Here is a 20234-nt window from a genome sequence, read left to right as displayed (position 1 = left end):
TTCATTTTATTCTTTATCACTAGGAAGGGGAGCTAAGTGCTCCCCATTTGTCATAACGTTAAAGGATAACATGATGAAAAAGATCACCAAATTAGCCGTACTGCCACTGGTTTTGGCTCTGGGTGCCGGTTTTTCTACTCTGGCCAATGCGGCACAAGACTGCAACGCAAAGCGTGCTGCGATCGAGTACCAGATCCAGCAAGCTGAAAAATACGGTAACTACAACCGCATTGCTGGCCTGAAGAAAGCGCTGAGCGAAGTTAATGCTCACTGCACTAACGGCAGCGTGTTGCAGGACGCCCAGAAGAAAGTGGCCAAGCTGGAAAGCAAGCTGGCCGACAAGCAGAAAGACGTGCAGGAAGTGAAAGCCGATCTGCGCGAAGCCCAGGCCAAAGGTGACGCTAAAAAAGTTGCCAAGTACCAGAAAAAACTGCAGGAAAAGCAGGCTGATGCTAATGAAATCAAACAAGAGCTGAAGCAGGCTCGTGCTGAACTGGCCTCTTTGCAGAAATAAGCCGTCAGGATCTCATTATCAAGGGGCGCAGATGCGCCTCTTTTTGTGCTGGGTAACTATCCCCCGCACCTGACCGCAACTCTGGACCGACTCCCTCTCCCTCAAACAAGTGCTGATGAGATCCCCTATCTGTAATCTGGAAGAGGGTTGGGGTGAGGGGCGATGGGTAATTATCGTGGTTTGCACTCAGGGAACGAATGAAACCCATTTTTCGCATTGCCATCATGCCGTTGGCCCTGCTGGCTAAAGGTGCCTGGGCAGAAGTAAGCAGCGCCTATCTCATTATTAACGACAACTTCAAAGGAGAGGTGGTCGTTAACCTGGGCCCGGATGGCCAGCCTTGTATCAATACGCCGTTGCTGCGTGAATGGGGCATCCGTGAAGCCGCCACCAAGGAGATGGCAACGACCGCTGAGGGCTGTATTCTGCCCAATATCTTGAGTGCGCGCAGCATTGAGGTGTTTTACGAACCGGTCGCGCAACTGCTGACGGTAGATATCCCGGCGGCCATGCTCGGCGACAGTGTGCTGGCAGGCCGTTGGGATGACGGTATTGATGCGGCATTTGTTAACTATCAGCTCAACTACGGTCATTACGCGGGCGAAAACTATCGCAACACGGATCGGCACGAAAGCCTGTACGCCGATATCACCACCGGGGCCAACGTCGGCCCGTGGCGATTGCGTTATCAGCCCGTCTATCAGAAAGAAACCTGGGGCAACCCTACCTGGCATACCGAACGGGCGTTGGCCTATCGCGATATCAAAGCCTGGCGGGCCACGCTGACCCTGGGCGATAGCGTAACGCCGTCGGCTTTGTTCGAAAACGTCCGTTTCCGTGGTATCAGCCTGGTCTCGGATAGCCGGATGTTACCGGATGGCCTGCGGCAGTTTTCGCCTTGGATCCGCGGCTTCGCACGCAGTAACGCACAGGTGAGGGTGCGCCAGAACGGCGAGTTGATCTACCAGACGTTTGTATCTCCCGGCGTGTTTGTGCTGAAAGATGTCTACCCGCCTGCGCTCGAGGGAGATCTTACCGTTACGATACGGGAAAGCGACAGTACCGAAACCGAGCGTAAAATCCCTTACTCCTCCATGCCCAACCTGGTTTACATTGGCCAGTGGCGCTATGACGCTTCGGTGGGGAAATACCGTCCCTATTACGGGATGGAAGAAGAACAGCCGAGTTTTGTCCAGGCGTCGCTCAGCTATGGGCTGCCGGGAAAGGTTACGTTGTATGGTGGTGTGCAAGGAGCGGATATTTATCACAGCGCGGCGATCGGCATTGGCAAGAGTCTCAACCAGTGGGGCGCGATCTCGGCGGATTATACGTTTTCCTCTGCGCGCCAGCCAAGGCGTGCGACGCCAGATACCGGTAGCATGATGCGTGTGCGTTACGCCAAAGCTTTTCCGGCCTGGGAGTCTTCCCTCAGCCTGATGGCACAATATTATCCGCGGCAGCGGTATCGTACCTTTGGCACGGCGATAGATCAGCAGAGCACCTACTGGTGGGACTGGGAAGACGGCATGTTTGTCGGTGACTTTGATGAGGAGAAAAAGTATCGTCTGGAGGCGCGTTATAACCAGTATCTGTCAGATTCAGACAGCCTCTATTTAACGTTGGTACGGGAAGCAACCCGGGGTAATCAAAGAGGCGAGACCAGCGTTGAAATGGGCTTTAGCGCCAGCATGGGTAAGGTTGACGTTGCGCTGTATGCGGAATATAACCGCCCCTCTTATGGCAAAGAACAGGCGCAGTTGGGGCTGTCTTTCTCGTTGCCGCTGAATGCGCTGGGGGCACCACGCATGAAGCTGAACTACGATCATACGCTGGCTAACGATCGGACCGACAGCCGGCGGATCGGCGTCAGCGGAACGTTACTCGACGACTATAGCCTGAGTTATAACGCCAGCACCAGCCAGAGCCAACGTTATGGCAGCAGCCAGGATCTGAGCGCCGATTATCAATATAATGCCGGTGAATTGCGGGTGGGGCATTCGCAAGGGAAAGGCTATCGCCAGCAGAACCTGGAGCTTTCCGGTAGCCTGATGGCGCATCAGGAAGGGCTGACGCTTGGGCAGTCATTAGGGGATACCGTAGCTATCGTCAGTGTACCGGGTACGCCGGGGATTGGGGTTGATAACCAGTATGGTGTCACCACCGACTGGCGGGGCTATGCGCTGGTGGGTAACCTGACGCCGTACCGGATAAATAGTCTCACGCTGGATAGTTTTGAGTTGCCCGAAACGCTTGAGCTACCAGAGACTGACCAGGAAGTGGTGCCAACTGCCGGGGCTATCATGTTCAGCCGCTTTGCCCCGGCACGAAAAGTCAGCCCGGATGCTGCTCAAACCAACTCTCCAGAATAACCACGGCGGAAGCGGAATCGACGCTGCCTTTATCCAGGGCGCGGAATCCCCCATGGTCGAATAGATTGGCACGTGCCTCAACGGTGCTCAGCCGTTCATCGTGCAGCGCAATCTGCACGCCAAAGCGGCCGTGCAGCCGGTTGGCAAATTTACGTGCTCGCTCGGTCAGCGGTTGTTCGGTGCCGTCCATATTCAACGGTAAGCCAACCACCACCAGGTCCGGCTGCCACTCTTTCAGCAGGCGTTCGATCTTCTGCCAGTCCGGTACGCCGTCCTGTGCCTTAAAGGCTGCCAATGCCCGGGCGGTGCCGGTAATTTCCTGGCCGATAGCCGCGCCGATGCTTTTGGTGCCGAAGTCGAAGGCGATAATAGTACGGTTGCTCATCAGGCGTGTCCTGCGTGGCTGGCAATGCTGCGAATATCAATGCCAAGGCGGTTAGCGGCCTCGCGCCAGCGGTTGGCGATCGGCGTGTGGAACAGAATGTCGGTATCGGCCTCGGTGGTGAGCCAGGCGTTGTCTAACAGCTCCTGTTCCAACTGGCCCTTTTCCCAGCCCGCATAGCCAAGCGCCACCAGCACATCGGCGGGCTGATCCGGCGTGCCGAGCGTTTCCAGCACGTCTTTTGAGGTGGTGATCATGGTGGCCGGTGAGATCTGAATGCTGGAACCAAAGCCTTTGCGCGGGGTGTGCAGAATAAAGCCGCGATCGTCCGCCAGCGGGCCACCAGCGAATACCGGCTTATCCAGGTCGATCGCCGGATCGCGCGGTGTAGGCTTGATGTCGAGTTTATCCAGCACCGTCTCCACGGTGAAATGTTCCACGGGTTTATTGATCACTAATCCCATGGCTCCGTCGTCATTATGCTCGCAAACGTAAATCACCGAACGTTTGAAGCGCGGGTCTTGCATCGCGGGCATGGCAATCAGGAAGTGGTGCTGTAAATTCATGTCGTTAATTCGATTGGGAAGTCAAATACATGCCCTCTCCCAACGAGAGAGGGCGCGTCGTCTGCCTACTTCGCGGCCAGACGTTTTTCAATGGCGTCCATCAGCATGCCGGTGACGGAAACCGGGAACGCGGCTTCGATCTCACGGGCGCAGGTTGGGCTGGTGACGTTGATCTCGGTCAGGCGATCGCCAATCACGTCCAGGCCAACAAAGATCAGCCCTTTTTCTTTTAACGTTGGGGCCACCGCACGGGCAATTTTCCAGTCGCTTTCGCTTAGTGGACGCGCTTCACCACGGCCACCGGCGGCCAGGTTACCACGGGTTTCGCCCTGGGCCGGGATACGTGCCAGACAGTAAGGCACTGGCTCACCATCCACCACCAGAATGCGTTTGTCGCCATCCTTGATAGCAGGCAAGAAGTTTTGCGCCATGCAGAAACGGCTGCCGTGTTCGGTCAGGGTTTCGATAATCACCGACAGGTTCGGGTCATCCTGCTTCACGCGGAAAATCGAAGCTCCGCCCATGCCGTCCAGCGGTTTGAGGATGATGTCGCCGTGCTGCTGGTGGAATTTGCGAATATGGGCGGCGCTGCGGCTGACCAGGGTGTCTGGCGTCAGCTCCGGGAACCAGGCGGTGAACAGCTTTTCGTTACAGTCACGCAGGCTTTGTGGCTTGTTGACCACCAGCGTGCCTTTCACTTCGGCCCGTTCCAGGATGTAGGTCGCATAGATATATTCGGTGTCGAACGGCGGATCTTTGCGCATCAGGATCACGTCCAGATCCTGCAATGCCAGATCCTGCTCGCTGCCAAAGCTGAACCAGCTCTCTTTATCTTCTTTCACGCTCAGCAGGCGAGTGCGGGCACGGCCATCACCAGCGTGCAGATAGAGATCGTCCATCTCCATATAATGCAGTTCCCAGCCGCGGCGCTGCGCTTCGAGCAGCATGGCAAAGCTGGTGTCTTTTTTGATATTGATGGAGGTAATAGGATCCATCACGATGCCGAGCTTGATCATTTCTTCTCCTTACGAACCTGTCTGACAGGCTCTTAGCCCAGGTCGCCGAAACGGACCTGCAAAGCGGTAATTGCGGTGAGCGCGGTGGTTTCTGTACGCAAAACGCGTGGCCCCAGCAGGATATCAGTAAATCCATAGCCTGTGGTCATGGCAATTTCGTCAGCGGATAATCCGCCCTCCGGCCCAATCAGCAGACGCACGTGATCGACTGGCAGGGGCAGGGTATTGATGCTTTGGCTGGCGCGCGGGTGCAGGTTCAGCTTAAGGCTATCGTCCTGCTCGGCGCACCAGTTTTCCAGCGACATCGCTGCGCGGATTTCTGGAATGCGATTGCGACCGCATTGCTCGCAGGCCGCGATGGCGATTTTTTGCCACTGCTGGAGCTTTTTCTCCAGGCGTTCGCCGTCGAGTTTAACGCCGCAGCGTTCGGAAAAGAGTGGCGTGATCACGTTCACCCCCAACTCAATGGATTTCTGGATGGTGAATTCCATCTTTTCGCCACGGGAGATCACCTGGCCAAGATGCAGGTTGAGCGGTGATTCGCGATCTTCCAGTTGCCCGGCGCTGACCTGAACCAGCACGTTCTTTTTATCCACCCGGGTGATTTCAGCCTCAAACACCTGGTTGCTGCCGTCGAACAGTTGCAACGCCTGCCCGGCGCTCATCCGCAGCACGCGGCCAACATGATTGGCGGCATCCTCGCTCAATGCAATTTCTGCACTGGCGCTCAAGGGGTCTGGATGGTAAATGCGGGGTTTACGCATAATGATTGTCAGATCCTGGCTCAATGAAACGGCGCTGCCGGGGCAACGCGAAAGCTCTATAGTAGGTCAGCCTTTTCGTTGCTGACAAGCTTGTTGAATATAAGGGTTGTGAGCCCCTTGTACTATGGCGATGCGTGCTTCCCGCTGACATTCCCAGGCGCTGACCGGATACAGCCGGTTCCAGGCCTCAAACAGCTGGGTTTGCTGGCGCGAAAGCGGCAACTGGTAGCGATCGCGCATATAGAAGTAGGTGCGGGCTATCGCACCGCGCGCACGGGCTGGTGGCTCGGCCTGTTTGTTCTTGAAGTCCACCTTCATCTCGCACTGTCCGTATTGCCCTTCGCCGCCACGCCATTGGCTGTACATAAAGTTATTACGATCTCCGTTCACTTCACCGATGGCGGGTTGCAGGTTATGCAGGTCGATCTCGATCTGGCGATAAACCGGATCCTTGTTGCAGTTTTTGCGCCCACCCTGCTGCCAGCACTGTAACTGATGGCCGAACTGCCAGGCCGGAACCACATGTTCCCACTCGATACGTTCGGCGCGTTGGGCATTTTTGCGCACCTGATAGCCGCAGCTATTGAGGTTGGGTATGCCTTTCTTACCTTGCCAGTCGATCTTGCAGCCACAGTAAAAGCTGCCGGGGGCGTCCTGGTTGATTTTGGCGGCGGCAGCCTTGGCCTGGGTAAAGTTATTAATCCCCTTTGCCTGCGCGCCGCTGGAGGCCGTCAGTACGACCAAAAGTAAAATTTTGCGATGCATATTCCAAAACAGCTCAAAATTGGAAAGGCAGGCAGGGTAACGGAAGTCACCGGCAGGTGCAAATGGAGATAATGGATTGTTTTAACTTGTAAATATTTTTGTTTACGGTTTTGATTAACCGGAAAAGGTCAGCTTGTCACCGCACTGGCGGCAGCGGTATTCACTTTCACCACGCATTACCCGATTATGACGGCGCAGGGTCAGTTGATGCTGCTGGCAATTGCAGCGGTAGGGGAAGGTTTTGCTCTGTACCGAGCGGGTTTCAAACTGGTGGGTACGGCTGGCGGGCACCTGCAAGACGCTTTCCATCATCCAGCGCCATTCCCGGCCATGTGGCGGCACGCGGCCAAACTGGCGAAAGACCAGCAGATGAGCCAATTCGTGGGGCACCACTTCGTCGATAAACGGCTGTTGGTTTTCCATCAGCAGGACCGGATTAAGGCGGATTTCCCAGGCTTGCAGCCAAGCGGTGCCCGCGCTGGTGCCGCGTTGCTGATACAGGATCCTGGGTTCAGGGAACTCAATGGCAAAATGCTGCTGTGCCAGCTGCAACTTGTCTCGCAGACAGCGCATCACCGCCTGTTGCAGTGCAATGGGGATTCTTACTCTGTTCATGGGGCGCTAGCTTAAGCAATGACGCGGTGGCTGGCAACGGGGCAGTAAGGAAAAGTATATGGGCAACCAAGGCTTGTATGTACGAGGCTTGTGTCTACAATAGCAGCGATTTTCACCCTTACCCTAACGGCGATAACCATGCTTTTATCTAATCAGATTGAATTGCTCAGTCCCGCCCGCGATGCAGGTATCGCCCGTGAGGCTATTTTACACGGGGCCGATGCGATCTATATCGGTGGCCCAGGTTTCGGTGCCCGCCATAATGCTGGCAACAGTCTGAGCGATATCGCCGGACTGGTTGAGTTTGCCCGCCGCTACCGGGCCAAAGTGTTCATCGCCCTCAACACCATTTTGCATGACAACGAGCTGGAGCCGGCACGTCGCCTGATCCATCAGCTGTATGAGACCGGCGTCGATGCGCTTATCGTGCAAGATATGGGGATCCTGGAGCTGGATATTCCGCCATTTGAGCTGCATGCCAGTACCCAGACCGACATCCGTAGCGTAGAGAAGGCTCGTTTCCTGTCCGATGCCGGTTTTTCCCAGCTGGTATTGGCGCGTGAGCTGAATCTCAGCCAGATAAAAGCTATCAGTGACAACGTCGACGCCGCCGTCGAGTTTTTCATCCATGGCGCGTTGTGCGTGGCCTTCTCCGGCCAGTGTAACATTTCCCATGCTCAGACCGGACGCAGTGCCAACCGTGGCGACTGCTCACAGGCGTGCCGGCTTCCCTACACCCTGAAAGATGAGCAGGGGCGGGTGGTTGCGTATGAAAAGCATCTGCTGTCGATGAAAGATAACGATCAAAGCCGCAACCTGACGGCGCTGATCGACGCCGGTGTTCGCTCATTCAAGATTGAAGGGCGTTATAAGGATATGAGCTATGTGAAAAACATCACCGCGTACTATCGTCAGCACCTGGATGCCATTCTCAACGAGCGTTCCGATCTGACGCCGGCATCGTCAGGCCGCACGGAACACTTTTTTATTCCGTCGCCGGATAAAACCTTCCACCGTGGCAGTACCGATTATTTCGTTAACGCACGCCAGGTGGATATTGGTGCCTTCGACTCACCCAAGTTCATTGGCCTGCCGATAGGAGAAGTGCTAAAGGTGGGGAAAGATCATCTGGACGTGGAAGTCACAGCACCGCTAACCAACGGCGATGGGCTTAACGTGCTGATCAAGCGCGATATCGTCGGCTTTCGCACCAACAAGGCGGATAAAATTGCCGAAGGGCGCTACCGGGTTTGGCCTAACGAAATGCCGGCAGGTCTGGATAAGCTGCGTCCAAACCATCCACTTAATCGCAACCTCGATCACAACTGGCAACAGGCGTTGCTAAAAACCTCTTCGGAACGCCGCATAGCCGTCGATGTTCTGCTGACACAAAGCAGCGACGGAGTGACGCTGACCCTGATCAGCGAAGAGGGCATCAGCGCCAGCCATACGCTGCACGGCGAATTCGGCGCCGCCAACCAGCCGGAAAAAGCGCTTGCCTCACTGCGTGACGGGCTGAGCAAACTGGGGCAAAGCCTCTATTATCCGCGTGACGTTCATATTGATCTGCCGATGGTGTGCTTCATGCCCAACAGCCAGGTCAACCAACTGCGTCGCGATGCGGTGGAGGCACTGGATGCCGCACGCCTGGCGGTCAACGAACGCGGCGATCGCAAACCGGTTTCCGTCCCGCCGCCGGTTTATCCGGATACGCACCTGACGTTTCTTGCCAATGTTTATAACCAGAAGGCGCGAAAATTCTACCAGCGTTATGGTGTCACGTTGATTGATGCCGCCTTCGAGGCGCACGAAGAAAAAGGGGATGTGCCGGTGATGATCACCAAGCATTGCCTGCGCTTCGCCTTCAACCTCTGCCCTAAACAGGCCAAGGGTGTGCAGGGTGTGAAGGGGAGGGCATCGCCGATGCAGTTGGTACATCAGGGTGAGACGTTGACGCTGAAGTTTGACTGCAAGCCGTGTGAGATGCATGTGATTGGCAAGATCAAACATCATATTTTGCGGATGCCAGTGCCGGGGAGTGTGGCAGGAGGGATCTCGGTAGAGGAGCTCAAGGCGACGCTACCGGGGAAGAAAAAATAGCCGCAACGTTATTTTCCGACAATGATAAGCCGATCGACTCACATAGATTGTAATCAATGTGTTAACTGCGGGATAATAGTCTGTGCATGATGAGTCTGTACCCGCAGTTCTCACCGGATGAGGTCAGAAAAACACCACCAGCGTTAACCCCTGCGTTAATAGCGGTTATTTTGCGATTTGGCGCAATAACTGACTACCTAAAAATACGTAAGGTGTGGGGAGTTTTTTTGACGCAGCGTACCCCGAGCACGCTGAGTAAGTGTGAATTTAACGCAGCTGATGTTGCAAGTGAGAGATCAATGTCGAATAAACCGTTCCATTATCAAGATCCGTTCCCGCTGAAGAAAGACGATACCGAATACTATCTGCTAAGCCGCGACCATGTTTCCGTCGCTGAATTTGCCGGCCAGGAAGTCCTCAAGGTCGATCCGCAAGCCCTGACCCTACTCGCCCAGCACGCTTTCCACGACGCCTCGTTCATGTTGCGCCCTGCACACCAACAGCAGGTGGCCGATATCCTCAACGACCCAGACGCCAGTGAGAACGACAAGTACGTTGCGCTGCAATTTTTGCGTAACTCAGAAATCGCCGCCAAGGGTATTTTGCCAACCTGCCAGGACACCGGCACGGCGATCATCATGGGTAAAAAAGGTCAGCGCGTCTGGACCGGTGGCGGGGACGAAGAAGCCCTGTCGCGCGGGGTGTACAACACCTTTATCGAAGACAACCTGCGCTATTCGCAAAACGCCGCGCTGGATATGTACCAGGAGGTCAACACCGGCAGCAACCTGCCTGCGCAGATCGATCTCTACAGCGTGGATGGTGACGAGTATAAATTCCTGTGCATCGCCAAGGGCGGTGGCTCGGCCAACAAAACCTATCTGTATCAGGAAACCAAGGCGCTGCTGTCGCCGGGTAAGCTGAAGGACTATCTGGTCGACAAGATGCGCACCCTGGGCACCGCAGCTTGCCCTCCGTACCACGTGGCGTTTGTGATTGGTGGCACTTCGGCGGAAGCAACGCTGAAAACCGTCAAGCTGGCGTCAACCAAATATTATGATGCGCTGCCAACCGAAGGCAACGAACACGGCCAGGCGTTCCGCGATGTGGCGCTGGAAGAAGAGCTGTTGAAAGAAGCCCAGAACCTGGGCCTGGGCGCGCAGTTTGGTGGCAAATACTTTGCCCATGATGTGCGTGTGGTGCGTCTACCGCGTCACGGCGCTTCTTGCCCGGTAGGGATGGGGGTTTCCTGCTCCGCTGACCGTAATATCAAAGGCAAGATCAACCGCGAAGGGATCTGGCTGGAGAAACTGGAGCATAATCCAGGTAAATTTATTCCACAGGAACTGCGTCGCGCGGGAGAAGGGGAGGCGATCAAGGTCGATCTGAACCGCCCGATGGCCGAGATCCTCAAGCAACTGTCGCAATACCCGGTGTCAACCCGTCTTTCTCTGAGCGGCACCATCATCGTTGGCCGCGATATTGCTCACGCCAAGCTGAAAGAGCGCCTGGATCGTGGCGAAGGTTTGCCGCAGTACGTGAAAGATCATCCGATCTACTACGCGGGCCCGGCCAAAACCCCGGAAGGCTATGCTTCAGGTTCCCTGGGGCCAACCACCGCAGGGCGTATGGACTCTTATGTCGATCTGTTGCAGTCGCACGGCGGCAGCATGATCATGCTGGCCAAAGGTAACCGTAGCCAACAGGTGACGGATGCCTGCCACAAACACGGCGGGTTCTATCTTGGCAGCATCGGTGGCCCGGCTGCGGTACTGGCACAACAGAGCATCAAGAGTCTGGAGTGCGTGGAATATCCTGAACTGGGTATGGAAGCGATCTGGAAAATCGAAGTGGAGGACTTCCCGGCGTTTATTCTGGTGGATGACAAAGGCAATGATTTCTTCCAGAAGATCCAGGAATCTCAATGTACGCGTTGTGTGAAGTAATCTGATCGATAGCCGCCCCGGGTGGGCGGCTTTTCCCTACGTATCCAGTTGTGATGTTTGTGTGGAAATCGTCAGTCTTTGTAAAATAGTGTCGTCGCTTTGGACGCTATAAATAAATCTGTATACCATTGCCGTGGACATTTTTAGTCAGGAACTACCATGGTGACGCAGGCAACGCATATCAAGGAATTACTGGTCTGGATAGAAAACAACCTACGAAATCCACTCTCTCTGGATATTGTTAGTGAAAAATCCGGCTACTCAAAATGGTATCTGCAACGTATGTTCCGTCAGCAGACCAATCTGCCGCTTGCTGCTTATATCCGTGCCCGTCGCCTTTATCTGGCGGCTTTCTCATTACGCTTTACGCAGAAAAGCATTCTGGATATCTCGTTGGAATATCAGTTCGATTCCCAACAGACATTCTCACGCTGTTTCAAAAAACATTTTTCCCAAACGCCCAGTGCCTACCGCAAGGCTCAGAACTGTGATTTCAGCCATTTGGTGCAATCACTGTCGTTGAACCAACCCAGCGATATCTCCGTTGATTATATTGAGGTTAAACCAGGTTGTTATTCGTTGGTCGGTCAATATTATTCTTACCATATCGATATAGATCAATTGGATAAATCACATGCCGATATTCGTAATGAAATAAAGGAACGTTTCTGTGACGAATTTAACTTACGTCCGGACAGATTGTATGCGCTAACCCAATTTATTCCGGATGGTGAGCAGGTCAAGGTCGGTTATTTTGTCGCGGTAGATAAAGAGATCGCCCAAGATAAAGCGTTATCGGAACTGCCGGAATTCAGTGGCAGTTTTTGCCGGTTCCGCTATGCAGGCAAACCGGTGGCTCTCAACGATCACATCGCCAGCGTTTATACCAAACTGCTGCCGCAGTTTAATCTGGTACGCCGGGAAGGGTACGATATCGCACAGCATGACTACTCGCTAGACAGTGCTGGAGAGCTACACCTAGAATTAGAGTATCTGATCCCGATCGTGCCAGATAAGGCCTTTGCAGAGAAAAACACAGTGCGTACCTGATTGCTGTTTGATAGGTAAACCGCCCATATGGGCGGCATCATTTAATTAATCGTATCACAATCAGCGTGAGCCAATTTCTCGCAGAGGTTTCCCCGCCATCAGATTACGTTCGATATGCTCCAAAGAGATATTCTTGGTTTCAGGTATTAAGGCAATAGTAATGAAGATAAAGATCAGGTTCAGCCCGGCATAGATCCAGAAGGTATGCGCGCTGCCCAGGCTGTTGAGCATGGTCAGGAAGGTGGCACCCACGATCATGTTGGCGATCCAGTTTACTGCCGTTGAACAGGTGATGCCGAAATCACGACCTTTAAGCGGTTGTATTTCTGAACACAATACCCAAATCAACGGGCCGGCGCTCATGGCAAAACCGACAATAAACATCAGCAACATCAGAATTGCGAAATATTGAGCCGCAGGCGTATCCATACCGATATTCATCATGGTACCCAACGTCCCCATGCCGATGGCCATCACCAGGAAGCCCAGCTTCAGCGTAGGTTTACGGCCCCAACGGTCCACCAGACCGATGGCAATAAAGGTTGCCAACACATTCACTAACCCGACGATCACCGTTCCCCACATCTGTTGAGCTGTATTGGTAAAACCGGCCAGATCGAAAATTTTTGGCGCGTAATACATAATCACGTTCATGCCGGTGAACTGCTGCATGACCTGAAGCAATACGCCAAGATAGACCGCGCGGCGGAAATTCTTGTTGTCTTTGAACAGTGCCCAGCCGCTTTGCTTTATTTTCAGGCTTTCGCGTATCTCATCCAATTCGGCTTTTGCCTGCTCGGTCGTATCTCGTAACATCTCCAGCACTTTTCTGGCTTCAGCATCACGGCCACGTGACGCCAGCCAGCGAGGGCTGCGGGGCAGGAAGAACACGCCAACGAACAGCAACAAAGCCGGAAGGGTAATGATACCGAGCATCCAGCGCCAGGAGCCGGTATAGCTGAAAGCCGTATCGGAAAGATAAGCCGCAAGAATACCTATCGTAATCATCAACTGATACATGGAAATCATGCTACCGCGAATGCGTTCAGGTGCGATTTCAGATAGATACAACGGGGCGGTGAAGGAGGCGATGCCAACTGCCAGGCCGAGCAGAACGCGGGAAACCAGCAATACATCGTTGTTGGGGGCAAAAGCTGAGCATAGCGAGCCAATGACAAACAACACGGCACCAATCATCAGGCTGTACTTGCGCCCCAGCCGGTAAGAGAGCCAACCGCTGCCGACAGCGCCAACCGCTGCGCCGAACATCATTGAACTCACTACCCATTCCTGTTGCTGTGACGTGATCTGGAACTCATGGGCGATAAACGGTAATGCCCCGGCAATCACGCCGATATCCAGCCCAAACAATAAGCCTGCCAGTGCTGCCAGAAAACAAACAAAGAAGGTCATTTGGGCATTCGATCTGCCTTTACCTGATGATGCTGTACTCATAACGGCCTCGGTTAACCAGATTGATGATTCGTTAGTAGGCTATGTTATTGGTCATGGTGATGATTTAACGTGCTTTCGATCACATATAATGTAATCGCTTACACTGAGGCGATCTTTCTAAAGTGGCATTAATTAACTTGTTAATGCCATGGGATGTGGAGTGTTAACGGATAAATGTGTAATCGCTTTCATTAAATCCGGCGCACAACAATCATGGCCGGAGAGCGTAAAATTTTCAGACTGGTTGGCGGGATTGGTTTTTCTGCTGCACGATATCGGCCATCACGGCCAGCGCGATCTCCGCCGGGGTTTTACTGCCAAGCGGCAGGCCGATCGGAGCATGGATACGGCCTAGTTCCTGCGGGCTGAATTCGGCGATCTGTTGCAACCGCTGGCGGCGGCGATCGCTGTTTTGTTGAGACCCCATCGCGCCGATGTAAAACGCCGGAGTATGAATTGCCTCCATCAGGGTCAAGTCATCCATGCGCGGATCGTGGGTCAGTGCCACAATCGCGGTATTGGCGTGGCAACCGCCTTCCTCAATGAATTTTGCCGGGAACTGGCGCAGCAAAGTGATATGAGGCTTGAGCTGCGTGGCGAAGTTCTCCAACGCTTCCGGGCGGCTCTCACAAACCAACACTTCAAAGCCGAGTGCGCTGGCAAAGTCGGCGCAATACAGCGCCACGCTGGAAAGCCCGGCAATCAGTAACCGAGGAGCGGCGGCGATGTGCAGCTGGATCTCTTGCTGGTTGCGTATAACCTGGGTGGCGCTGGCAAAACGGGTGGTTTCCAGCGCGTGACAGGCATTGGGTAGGGTCAGGTGTTTGACCAGAGCGTGATGGCCAGCCAACGCCTCGGCGATACTGCGCAGGTAGCCAATGCTGGCAGGGCCTGCGGGCAAATGTTCAATCAGCACATCCAGCACGCCGCCACAGGGTAGCGCTACGTTGGGAGTTAGCCCGCCAGCGCCGTAGCGGATCACCTGGCTGGCGGCCTGATATTCCCCCTCTGCCAGACGGTGCAAAAAGTCCTCTTCCACACAGCCACCGGATAGCGATCCACAATAGTGCCCGTCGCGGGTCGCTACCATCAAAGCGCCCGGAGAGCGGGGTGATGAGCCATAGGTGTTCAATACGGTACACAGCCACACTGGCTGTTGCTCCAGCCAGTTGATGGCCTGGCTGACTACGGTGATATCAAGGTGTTGCATTAATTCATGGACTCGTTTGCCACTAGCTGAGAAGGGAGATCGATATCTTGCACGATGGCTGGTTGATATACAGGGATCAGATGGACCTGTCCGTGACTGCGTAGCAATTCCCGCGCACCATTATCGCCACGCAATGCACACAGTTGTTTGCGCAAAAGGGCGGTAAATCCCACCGGGTGCCCAGGTTGTTGCTGGAAGCTGGGGCGGACGATGCTGTGCTGGCTCAGGGCTGCGGCAACTTGCACAAAGATCTGCGGCGAGACGAACGGCATATCCGCCAAATGGATCAGCCAGCCGTCCCAGTTTGCGGTTGCGGCAACGCCAGCGGCAATAGACTCACCCAGCCCACCGCTGGCTAGCAAGATGCAGGGTACCTGATCTGCTGCGCATACCTGTTGCACCAGCAGGTTTTCAGGCCGGGTGACGACTTGCACCGGTAAACCGGAGGACAACGCTTGTTGCAGCGTATGTTCAAACACCGTCTTGCCCTGCAATAGGGCGTTAAGCTTGTTGCCAATGCCGCCGGCCTGAATGAAACGCTCACCCCGCCCGGCAGCGGTAATCACGATACCTGTCGTCATCTCGTCTGTCCGCGTTTGCGCAAATCAGCCACACTATAAAAGTATTGTATGTTTCAAAGTGTTTCTTTTTATGAAAACAAAATGTTAATGCTCACATTTTTTTGGTTATAAGCATATGATTATAACGTCTTCGGCAAGGTTACTAGCGGTTGCGCAACAAAACCGATAAAAAAACGACTTACCTTCAGTTTTCCAGTTGCCCGCATCTGGATCCTGCGGGTAGATAAAAGCGTAAAGGAAATTTTATGAGCAATTTCAATCCGTCACGACGCCGTTTTATCAAAGGTGCCGTGATTGCGGGGGTGTCCGTCTACCTCGCTCCCCTCTACAGCCGGGCCTATGCCGCGCTGTTTGAGCAGAAAATCCTGCAATCGCCGAATTGGGATGCGCAGACTAAACGCATTCGTTACCGCATCGATGGCCGTTCCAAGGTGATGGGGCAGAAAGTATTTGCCCGCGATATTCGCGCCGTGGATATGCCGCACTGGCCGCAGCAGCAGGCTCATGCCTTTATTCTGCGTGTTACCAAGGCTGACCGTCTGTTTACCGGTATCGATCTCTCCTTACTGGGTGACGATCTGCAACCGGATCGTTTAGTGACGGCGGAGGATCTTGAGCGAGATGGTTTGGCCTTCCCTGCATTTTATGGCGATGACATGCTATTGCCGACAGGTAAAACGCCGGCCTATCTCGGTCATGCGGTGGCGATCCTGATCTATCATGATTTTGCTCGTTTCCGCTTTGCCAAAGACAAGCTGAAATTCCACGACGAAGTGATCCAATATGGTAGTGAAACCGGCCCGTTACAACGCGATCCTTGGGGTAGCTTCCGCTATGTGCGCGTTGGCGGCGAACAGCCATCTGATGACGATCGCTTCTCCAGCCTCAAAGACACACCGATCTTCCCGCTGTCGATGCGTAGGCATTTGCCGGTATGGCCGGAAGGGCGTGAGGGCGGCAAGCTGGATCAGGAAGGCATGTATTATGCCGGGATGATTGCCGAACAACTGCAAACGCCGCCGCAGGACTGGCTGGTGCTGTCACGCCGCTATACCACGCAATCCATTGATACGTCGGCCCTGGAGCCGGACAACGCCAACGGCTGGTTTGATACCGCCAGCCAGACCCTGCATCTGGTGATCCCAACCCAGTCTCCGCAGGAGGTGGCGGACGAGATGCCACGCATGTTGGCCAAACGTCATCAGCCGGTCAAACAGCTGATCCTGCACCCTTGTTACACCGTGGGCTACGGCTCAAAAGATCACTATAACTTCCCGTATTACGGTGCGGTCGCGGCGCTGTATGGCGATGGGCTGCCGGTGCGGTTGGCCAATGATCGCTATGAACAGTTCCAGACCTCGATCAAACGACACGCCTTCGATATGGATTACCGCATCGCGGTAGACAAAAAAACCGGCGTATTGCAGGCCTTCCAAGGTGCCATGACCGCCGACGGTGGCGGGCGCAGTAACTTTACGCCATCGGTGGTAATGGTTGGCGCTACGGCGGCCCAGTCGATTTACTACTTCCCGAAAAGCGATCTTTCCTCGGTAGGGCTGGCATCTCGCGCCATCGATGCGGGTTCTGCGCGCGGTTACGGTACGCTGCAAAGCATGGCCGCAACCGAGATGATGATGGACGAATTGGCTCAAGAGCTGAAGCTCGATCCGATCGAGTTTCGCTTGCGCAACGTGCTTAAGTCCGGCATGAAAAACACCCAGGGTGCGATCCCGGCAGGAGCGATCCGCGCCGATGAAGTGCTGGTGAAAGCCTCTCAACATGAGATGTGGCGCAAGCGTGCCGAACGCAAGGTGGCGTTTGAGAGCCAAAACCCAGGCAAACGCTATGGCGTGGGCTTTGGTTGCGTGCAGAAAGACTTTGGCACCGGGGCCGAAACCTCCTTTGCTCGCGTGGAGTTCAGTGAGGATGGACGCCTCTCCCTGTATCACAGCGGGGCCGAAATGGGCACCGGCATGTCGACGTCGCAGTCGGTGCTGTGTGCGCAATGGCTGGGTAAGCCGGCGGATGAGGCGCATTTCTCGGTGACCGATTGGGCGCTGTTGCCGATGGAAACCAGCGGCGATCCCTACATGATGTCGCAGGAAGAGCAGGACAAACTGCAAACCAATCCGAACTGGACGCCAAGCTACTGCTCGCCTTCCAGCGCCAGTAACTCCGCTTACTATTTCTCGCACAGTACCCGTGAAGCGGCCCGGTTGGTGTTTGAGCAGGGGCTGTGGCCTGCCGCGCTGTCTATCTGGCAGTCCGGCATTGGTGGCGGGCAGGCGGCACCGCTGGTGGTGCGCAAAGAAGATGCACGCTGGGTAGAAGGTGGCCTAACGGCGGCCGGTATGCAGATCTTGCCGTTTGAGCTGTTGGCGAAGAAAGCCTATCAGATGGGCAACCTTACCGGCGCGGTGGTGCATGTCTTCAACCGCTGGCAGTGGGCCGAAGCGGACTTCAAACTGAGTAATCACAGTGAACGTCTGCCGGTCGATGGCTTGTCGGTACGCATTGGCAACGGTGAATTCAGCACCCTGGCGCGTGAGCAGGTTTTCTACCCGCCAACCCAACGCAATAACGCCGCGGTAACCTATTACAGTGCCGTTGGCACGCTGACGGAAGTGGCGGTGGATATCGCCACTGGCAAGGTTGAGCTGTTGAACCACCACTCGATAATGGAGTGCGGCAACCTGATTGTGCCTGAGCTGGTTTCCGGCCAGTTGCAGGGCGGGTTGGCGATGGGGATTGGCCATGCGCTGCATGAGTATTTACCGCTGTACGAAGATGGGCCGGGTAACGGCACCTGGAACTTTAACCGTTACCATTTGCCGCGCGCCAGTGATGTGGCGGTCTGGAAACAGACCGGCGATATCCTGCCTGCGCTGTCGGAAACCGATCCGCCAAAAGGCATGGCGGAGGTCGTGATGATCCCGGTAGTTGCCGCATTGGTGAATGCCATCGCCCACGCTACCGGTCACCGTTTCCGTGATTTGCCTGTCCGTGCCGAAAATATTCTTGAGGTCTTACCATGAGCATTAAAACCCAACCTATTACCCTGACCGTTAACGGCAAACAATACGGCCCCGTCGAGGTACCGGAAGGGCTGATGATGATCGATTTTCTGCATGAATATCTCGATCTGACCGGCTCACGCCTCGGCTGCGGCCAGGGGATCTGTCACGCCTGCGTGGCGATCCTCGACCATCCAAGCGGCACCAGCGAAGAAATCCGTACCTGCATCACCGGTGCCCACTTCTTCAATGGCAAGCAGGTGCGCACCATCGAAGGCCATGCGCAGGTGGATAACCAAGGTGAAGTGGTTCAGCTCTCGCCGATCCAGCAGTCGTTCCTCGATCATTACAGTTTCCAGTGTGGCTATTGCACGCCGGGCTTCGTCAATGCGGCCACCATCTTTGTCGAGAAGCTCAAGCGTGAGCCGATCCTGCGCGATCGGTTGGAAGGTGCGATTGAGCAGGCGCTGGAGAACCATATCTGCCGTTGCACCGGCTATGTGCGTTATTACGAAGCGGTGCGCGACGTGGTGCTGAAAACTCCGGGCCTCCTGAAGGAGACGGCGTAATGAAAAAACGTCTCGCATTGTTGATTGTGCTGATTGCGGCGATCGTTATCGCCGTACTGTGGTGGCGGGAAAACCGCAGCTACGACGGCCCGGTCCAGCAGGTTACCGCCAGCAGTGAACAGATTGCCCGTGGCCGCTACCTGACCCAGGCTGCCGACTGCGCCGCCTGCCATACTGCCGCTGGTGGAGCTCCGCTGGCGGGAGGCTATCCGTTGGATACGCCGTTTGGCACTATTTATGGCAGCAACCTGACGCCTTCTGCCGATCATGGGATTGGCCGCTGGAATAAAGACGACTTCTTCCTGGCGCTAACTCAGGGGGTTGCTCCGGGTGGCCGTCATCTGTATCCGGCGATGCCTTATACCTCTTACAAAGGCATCACGCGCGAGGATGCGGATGCCATCTATGCCTATCTGATGTCACGCCCGGCGGTAGACGTTGCCATTCCGGCCAACGATATGCCGTTCCCGTTCAACCAGCGGATGGCGCTGATCGGCTGGAATTTGCTGTTCCGCACGAATGACCCTATGCCTGCCAGCTCACAGGGGAACTCTGCCGAATGGCAGCGTGGCCGCTATCTGTCTGACGTGCTTGGGCACTGTGGTGAATGCCATACGCCACGGGGCATGCTGGGGCAGATGGAACTGAGCAAGCCGATGCAGGGCGGCGATCTGGGGCGATTTATCGCGCCGGATATTACCCCACAGGCTTTGGCCCAGCGCGGCTGGACGCCAGAGGATCTGAGCCGTTTCCTCAGCACCGGTTTAGCGCCACAAGGCTCGGCGTTCAGCGAAATGCATATGGTGGTGGATCTCAGTACTCGTCATTTGACGCCGGAAGATCATCAGGCACTGGTTACGTACCTGATGGGCGACAAACCACCGCAGCCGGTGGCGGCGAAAACTGGCCAGGGTAGCGATGCCGGGCGTCTTACCTATCTCGATCAGTGTTCCGCTTGCCATGAGCGTGATGGCGCGGGCAAGCCGCACGTGGCGGTGGCGATGCGTGATAACGCCACGCTGCGTCAACCGGACGGCAAGAACCTGATCGTATCGGTGTTGGATGGGCTACCGGCGCAGCAGTTCCCTGGCAACGAAAGTATGCAGAGCATGCCGGGCTTTGCCGATCGCCTGGACGATGCGCAAATTGCCGAACTGGTCAATTATCTGCGCGTGACCTGGGGTGGCTTGCCGGCGGATATCACCGCCGAGCAGGTGAAGGCATTACGCAAAGCCCATTAAGTCAGAACTGATTTCCCCCTCTCCCACAGGGCGAAGGGGCTGTTCCGAGTGCGTAGTTAGCCTGCGCAATTTCGGAA

Annotated in this window: 17 protein-coding genes; 8 read left to right on the top strand and 9 right to left on the bottom strand. The window is 55.2% G+C overall.

The features are described 5' to 3' along the window. Nucleotides 1-70 precede the first annotated feature (70 nt). Nucleotides 71-514, top strand: coding sequence for a DUF1090 domain-containing protein (locus ACRDCA_RS21805; protein ID WP_438691393.1), 444 nt, complete (start codon nt 71-73; stop codon nt 512-514). Nucleotides 515-711: 197 nt separating this feature from the next. Then, nucleotides 712-2883, top strand: a complete 2172-nt coding sequence (locus tag ACRDCA_RS21800; RefSeq protein WP_438691392.1) for a fimbria/pilus outer membrane usher protein — start codon at nt 712-714, stop codon at nt 2881-2883. Here the strand turns inward: ACRDCA_RS21800 and ruvX are convergent. The 6 genes from ruvX to ACRDCA_RS21770 all read right to left on the bottom strand — a co-directional run bounded on the left by ruvX (nt 2846) and on the right by ACRDCA_RS21770 (nt 6991). Beyond that, complete coding sequence (gene ruvX, locus ACRDCA_RS21795) at nt 2846-3268, bottom strand: Holliday junction resolvase RuvX (RefSeq protein ID WP_025120077.1); 423 nt, start codon at nt 3266-3268, stop codon at nt 2846-2848. The two genes, ACRDCA_RS21800 and ruvX, sit on opposite strands and share 38 nt — an antisense overlap. Beyond that, complete coding sequence (locus ACRDCA_RS21790) at nt 3268-3831, bottom strand: YqgE/AlgH family protein (protein WP_438691391.1); 564 nt, start codon at nt 3829-3831, stop codon at nt 3268-3270. Before ACRDCA_RS21790 ends, ruvX begins: the two co-directional genes overlap by 1 nt. A 65-nt stretch (nt 3832-3896) precedes the next feature. Continuing rightward, complete coding sequence (gene gshB, locus ACRDCA_RS21785) at nt 3897-4847, bottom strand: glutathione synthase (RefSeq protein ID WP_438691390.1); 951 nt, start codon at nt 4845-4847, stop codon at nt 3897-3899. Nucleotides 4848-4879: 32 nt separating this feature from the next. After that, nucleotides 4880-5611 carry a 16S rRNA (uracil(1498)-N(3))-methyltransferase gene (gene rsmE / locus ACRDCA_RS21780; protein WP_438691389.1) on the bottom strand — a complete coding sequence of 244 codons (732 nt, stop codon included), beginning with the start codon at nt 5609-5611 and terminating at the stop codon, nt 4880-4882. A 66-nt stretch (nt 5612-5677) separates the two neighbouring features. After that, on the bottom strand, nt 5678-6376 hold the full coding sequence (gene endA / locus ACRDCA_RS21775; RefSeq protein ID WP_438691388.1) for a deoxyribonuclease I: 699 nt from the start codon (nt 6374-6376) through the stop codon (nt 5678-5680). Between the two features lie 114 nt (nt 6377-6490). Continuing rightward, on the bottom strand, nt 6491-6991 hold the full coding sequence (locus ACRDCA_RS21770) for a SprT family zinc-dependent metalloprotease (protein WP_438691387.1): 501 nt from the start codon (nt 6989-6991) through the stop codon (nt 6491-6493). A 138-nt stretch (nt 6992-7129) separates the two neighbouring features. Between ACRDCA_RS21770 and ACRDCA_RS21765 the strand changes: the two genes are divergently transcribed. From ACRDCA_RS21765 to ACRDCA_RS21755, 3 genes are all read left to right on the top strand, one after another. Continuing rightward, nucleotides 7130-9091: a peptidase U32 family protein gene (locus ACRDCA_RS21765; protein WP_438691386.1), complete on the top strand. Its 1962-nt coding sequence runs from the start codon at nt 7130-7132 to the stop codon at nt 9089-9091. A 299-nt stretch (nt 9092-9390) separates the two neighbouring features. Continuing rightward, nucleotides 9391-11037 (top strand): class I fumarate hydratase FumA, encoded by a 1647-nt coding sequence (gene fumA, locus ACRDCA_RS21760; protein ID WP_025120071.1) that lies wholly within the window; start codon nt 9391-9393, stop codon nt 11035-11037. A 159-nt stretch (nt 11038-11196) separates the two neighbouring features. Beyond that, nucleotides 11197-12087 carry a helix-turn-helix domain-containing protein gene (locus tag ACRDCA_RS21755; RefSeq protein WP_438691385.1) on the top strand — a complete coding sequence of 297 codons (891 nt, stop codon included), beginning with the start codon at nt 11197-11199 and terminating at the stop codon, nt 12085-12087. A gap of 60 nt (nt 12088-12147) precedes the next feature. Here the strand turns inward: ACRDCA_RS21755 and ACRDCA_RS21750 are convergent, their stop codons facing one another. The 3 genes from ACRDCA_RS21750 to ACRDCA_RS21740 form a co-directional block, all read right to left on the bottom strand. Then, nucleotides 12148-13542 (bottom strand): sugar porter family MFS transporter, encoded by a 1395-nt coding sequence (locus tag ACRDCA_RS21750; protein ID WP_438691384.1) that lies wholly within the window; start codon nt 13540-13542, stop codon nt 12148-12150. Nucleotides 13543-13777: 235 nt separating this feature from the next. Next, a complete protein-coding gene (locus ACRDCA_RS21745) occupies nt 13778-14752 on the bottom strand; it encodes an XdhC family protein (protein ID WP_438691383.1) in 975 nt (324 codons plus the stop codon). Next, complete coding sequence (locus tag ACRDCA_RS21740; RefSeq protein WP_438691382.1) at nt 14752-15333, bottom strand: nucleotidyltransferase family protein; 582 nt, start codon at nt 15331-15333, stop codon at nt 14752-14754. Before ACRDCA_RS21740 ends, ACRDCA_RS21745 begins: the two co-directional genes overlap by 1 nt. 245 nt (nt 15334-15578) lie before the next feature. On the opposite strand from ACRDCA_RS21740, the gene ACRDCA_RS21735 reads away from it, so the two are divergent. From ACRDCA_RS21735 to ACRDCA_RS21725, 3 genes are read left to right on the top strand one after another with little or no spacing between them, the layout of a single operon-like run. Continuing rightward, nucleotides 15579-18368, top strand: coding sequence for a xanthine dehydrogenase family protein molybdopterin-binding subunit (locus tag ACRDCA_RS21735; protein WP_438691381.1), 2790 nt, complete (start codon nt 15579-15581; stop codon nt 18366-18368). Further along, nucleotides 18365-18916, top strand: a complete 552-nt coding sequence (locus tag ACRDCA_RS21730) for a (2Fe-2S)-binding protein (protein WP_438691380.1) — start codon at nt 18365-18367, stop codon at nt 18914-18916. The genes ACRDCA_RS21735 and ACRDCA_RS21730 overlap by 4 nt, the downstream gene beginning before the upstream one ends. Then, the gene (locus ACRDCA_RS21725) at nt 18916-20157 is read left to right on the top strand and encodes a c-type cytochrome (RefSeq protein WP_438691379.1); all 1242 of its coding nucleotides are present in this window, start codon (nt 18916-18918) and stop codon (nt 20155-20157) included. Before ACRDCA_RS21730 ends, ACRDCA_RS21725 begins: the two co-directional genes overlap by 1 nt. The last annotated feature ends 77 nt before the right edge of the window (nt 20158-20234 follow it).

The sequence above is a fragment of the Serratia sp. (in: enterobacteria) genome (assembly GCF_051654945.1).
In the GTDB taxonomy this organism is placed as follows: Bacteria; Pseudomonadota; Gammaproteobacteria; order Enterobacterales; family Enterobacteriaceae; genus Chania.
Note: the sequence above shows the minus strand (reverse complement) of the source record. Positions and strands in the feature narration are given on the sequence as shown.

What these genes read in the sequence shown, in the direction of transcription:
- gshB (WP_438691390.1), bottom strand. Translation starts at nt 4,847, where the DNA reads ATGATCAAGCTCGGCATCGTGATGGATCCTATTACCTCCATCAATATC.
- ACRDCA_RS21800 (WP_438691392.1), top strand. Translation starts at nt 712, where the DNA reads ATGAAACCCATTTTTCGCATTGCCATCATGCCGTTGGCCCTGCTGGCT.
- ruvX (WP_025120077.1), bottom strand. Translation starts at nt 3,268, where the DNA reads ATGAGCAACCGTACTATTATCGCCTTCGACTTCGGCACCAAAAGCATC.
- ACRDCA_RS21755 (WP_438691385.1), top strand. Translation starts at nt 11,197, where the DNA reads ATGGTGACGCAGGCAACGCATATCAAGGAATTACTGGTCTGGATAGAA.
- ACRDCA_RS21735 (WP_438691381.1), top strand. Translation starts at nt 15,579, where the DNA reads ATGAGCAATTTCAATCCGTCACGACGCCGTTTTATCAAAGGTGCCGTG.
- ACRDCA_RS21805 (WP_438691393.1), top strand. Translation starts at nt 71, where the DNA reads ATGATGAAAAAGATCACCAAATTAGCCGTACTGCCACTGGTTTTGGCT.
- ACRDCA_RS21725 (WP_438691379.1), top strand. Translation starts at nt 18,916, where the DNA reads ATGAAAAAACGTCTCGCATTGTTGATTGTGCTGATTGCGGCGATCGTT.
- ACRDCA_RS21750 (WP_438691384.1), bottom strand. Translation starts at nt 13,542, where the DNA reads ATGAGTACAGCATCATCAGGTAAAGGCAGATCGAATGCCCAAATGACC.
- endA (WP_438691388.1), bottom strand. Translation starts at nt 6,376, where the DNA reads ATGCATCGCAAAATTTTACTTTTGGTCGTACTGACGGCCTCCAGCGGC.
- ACRDCA_RS21790 (WP_438691391.1), bottom strand. Translation starts at nt 3,831, where the DNA reads ATGAATTTACAGCACCACTTCCTGATTGCCATGCCCGCGATGCAAGAC.
- ACRDCA_RS21740 (WP_438691382.1), bottom strand. Translation starts at nt 15,333, where the DNA reads ATGACGACAGGTATCGTGATTACCGCTGCCGGGCGGGGTGAGCGTTTC.
- ACRDCA_RS21745 (WP_438691383.1), bottom strand. Translation starts at nt 14,752, where the DNA reads ATGCAACACCTTGATATCACCGTAGTCAGCCAGGCCATCAACTGGCTG.
- ACRDCA_RS21730 (WP_438691380.1), top strand. Translation starts at nt 18,365, where the DNA reads ATGAGCATTAAAACCCAACCTATTACCCTGACCGTTAACGGCAAACAA.
- fumA (WP_025120071.1), top strand. Translation starts at nt 9,391, where the DNA reads ATGTCGAATAAACCGTTCCATTATCAAGATCCGTTCCCGCTGAAGAAA.
- ACRDCA_RS21765 (WP_438691386.1), top strand. Translation starts at nt 7,130, where the DNA reads ATGCTTTTATCTAATCAGATTGAATTGCTCAGTCCCGCCCGCGATGCA.
- rsmE (WP_438691389.1), bottom strand. Translation starts at nt 5,611, where the DNA reads ATGCGTAAACCCCGCATTTACCATCCAGACCCCTTGAGCGCCAGTGCA.
- ACRDCA_RS21770 (WP_438691387.1), bottom strand. Translation starts at nt 6,991, where the DNA reads ATGAACAGAGTAAGAATCCCCATTGCACTGCAACAGGCGGTGATGCGC.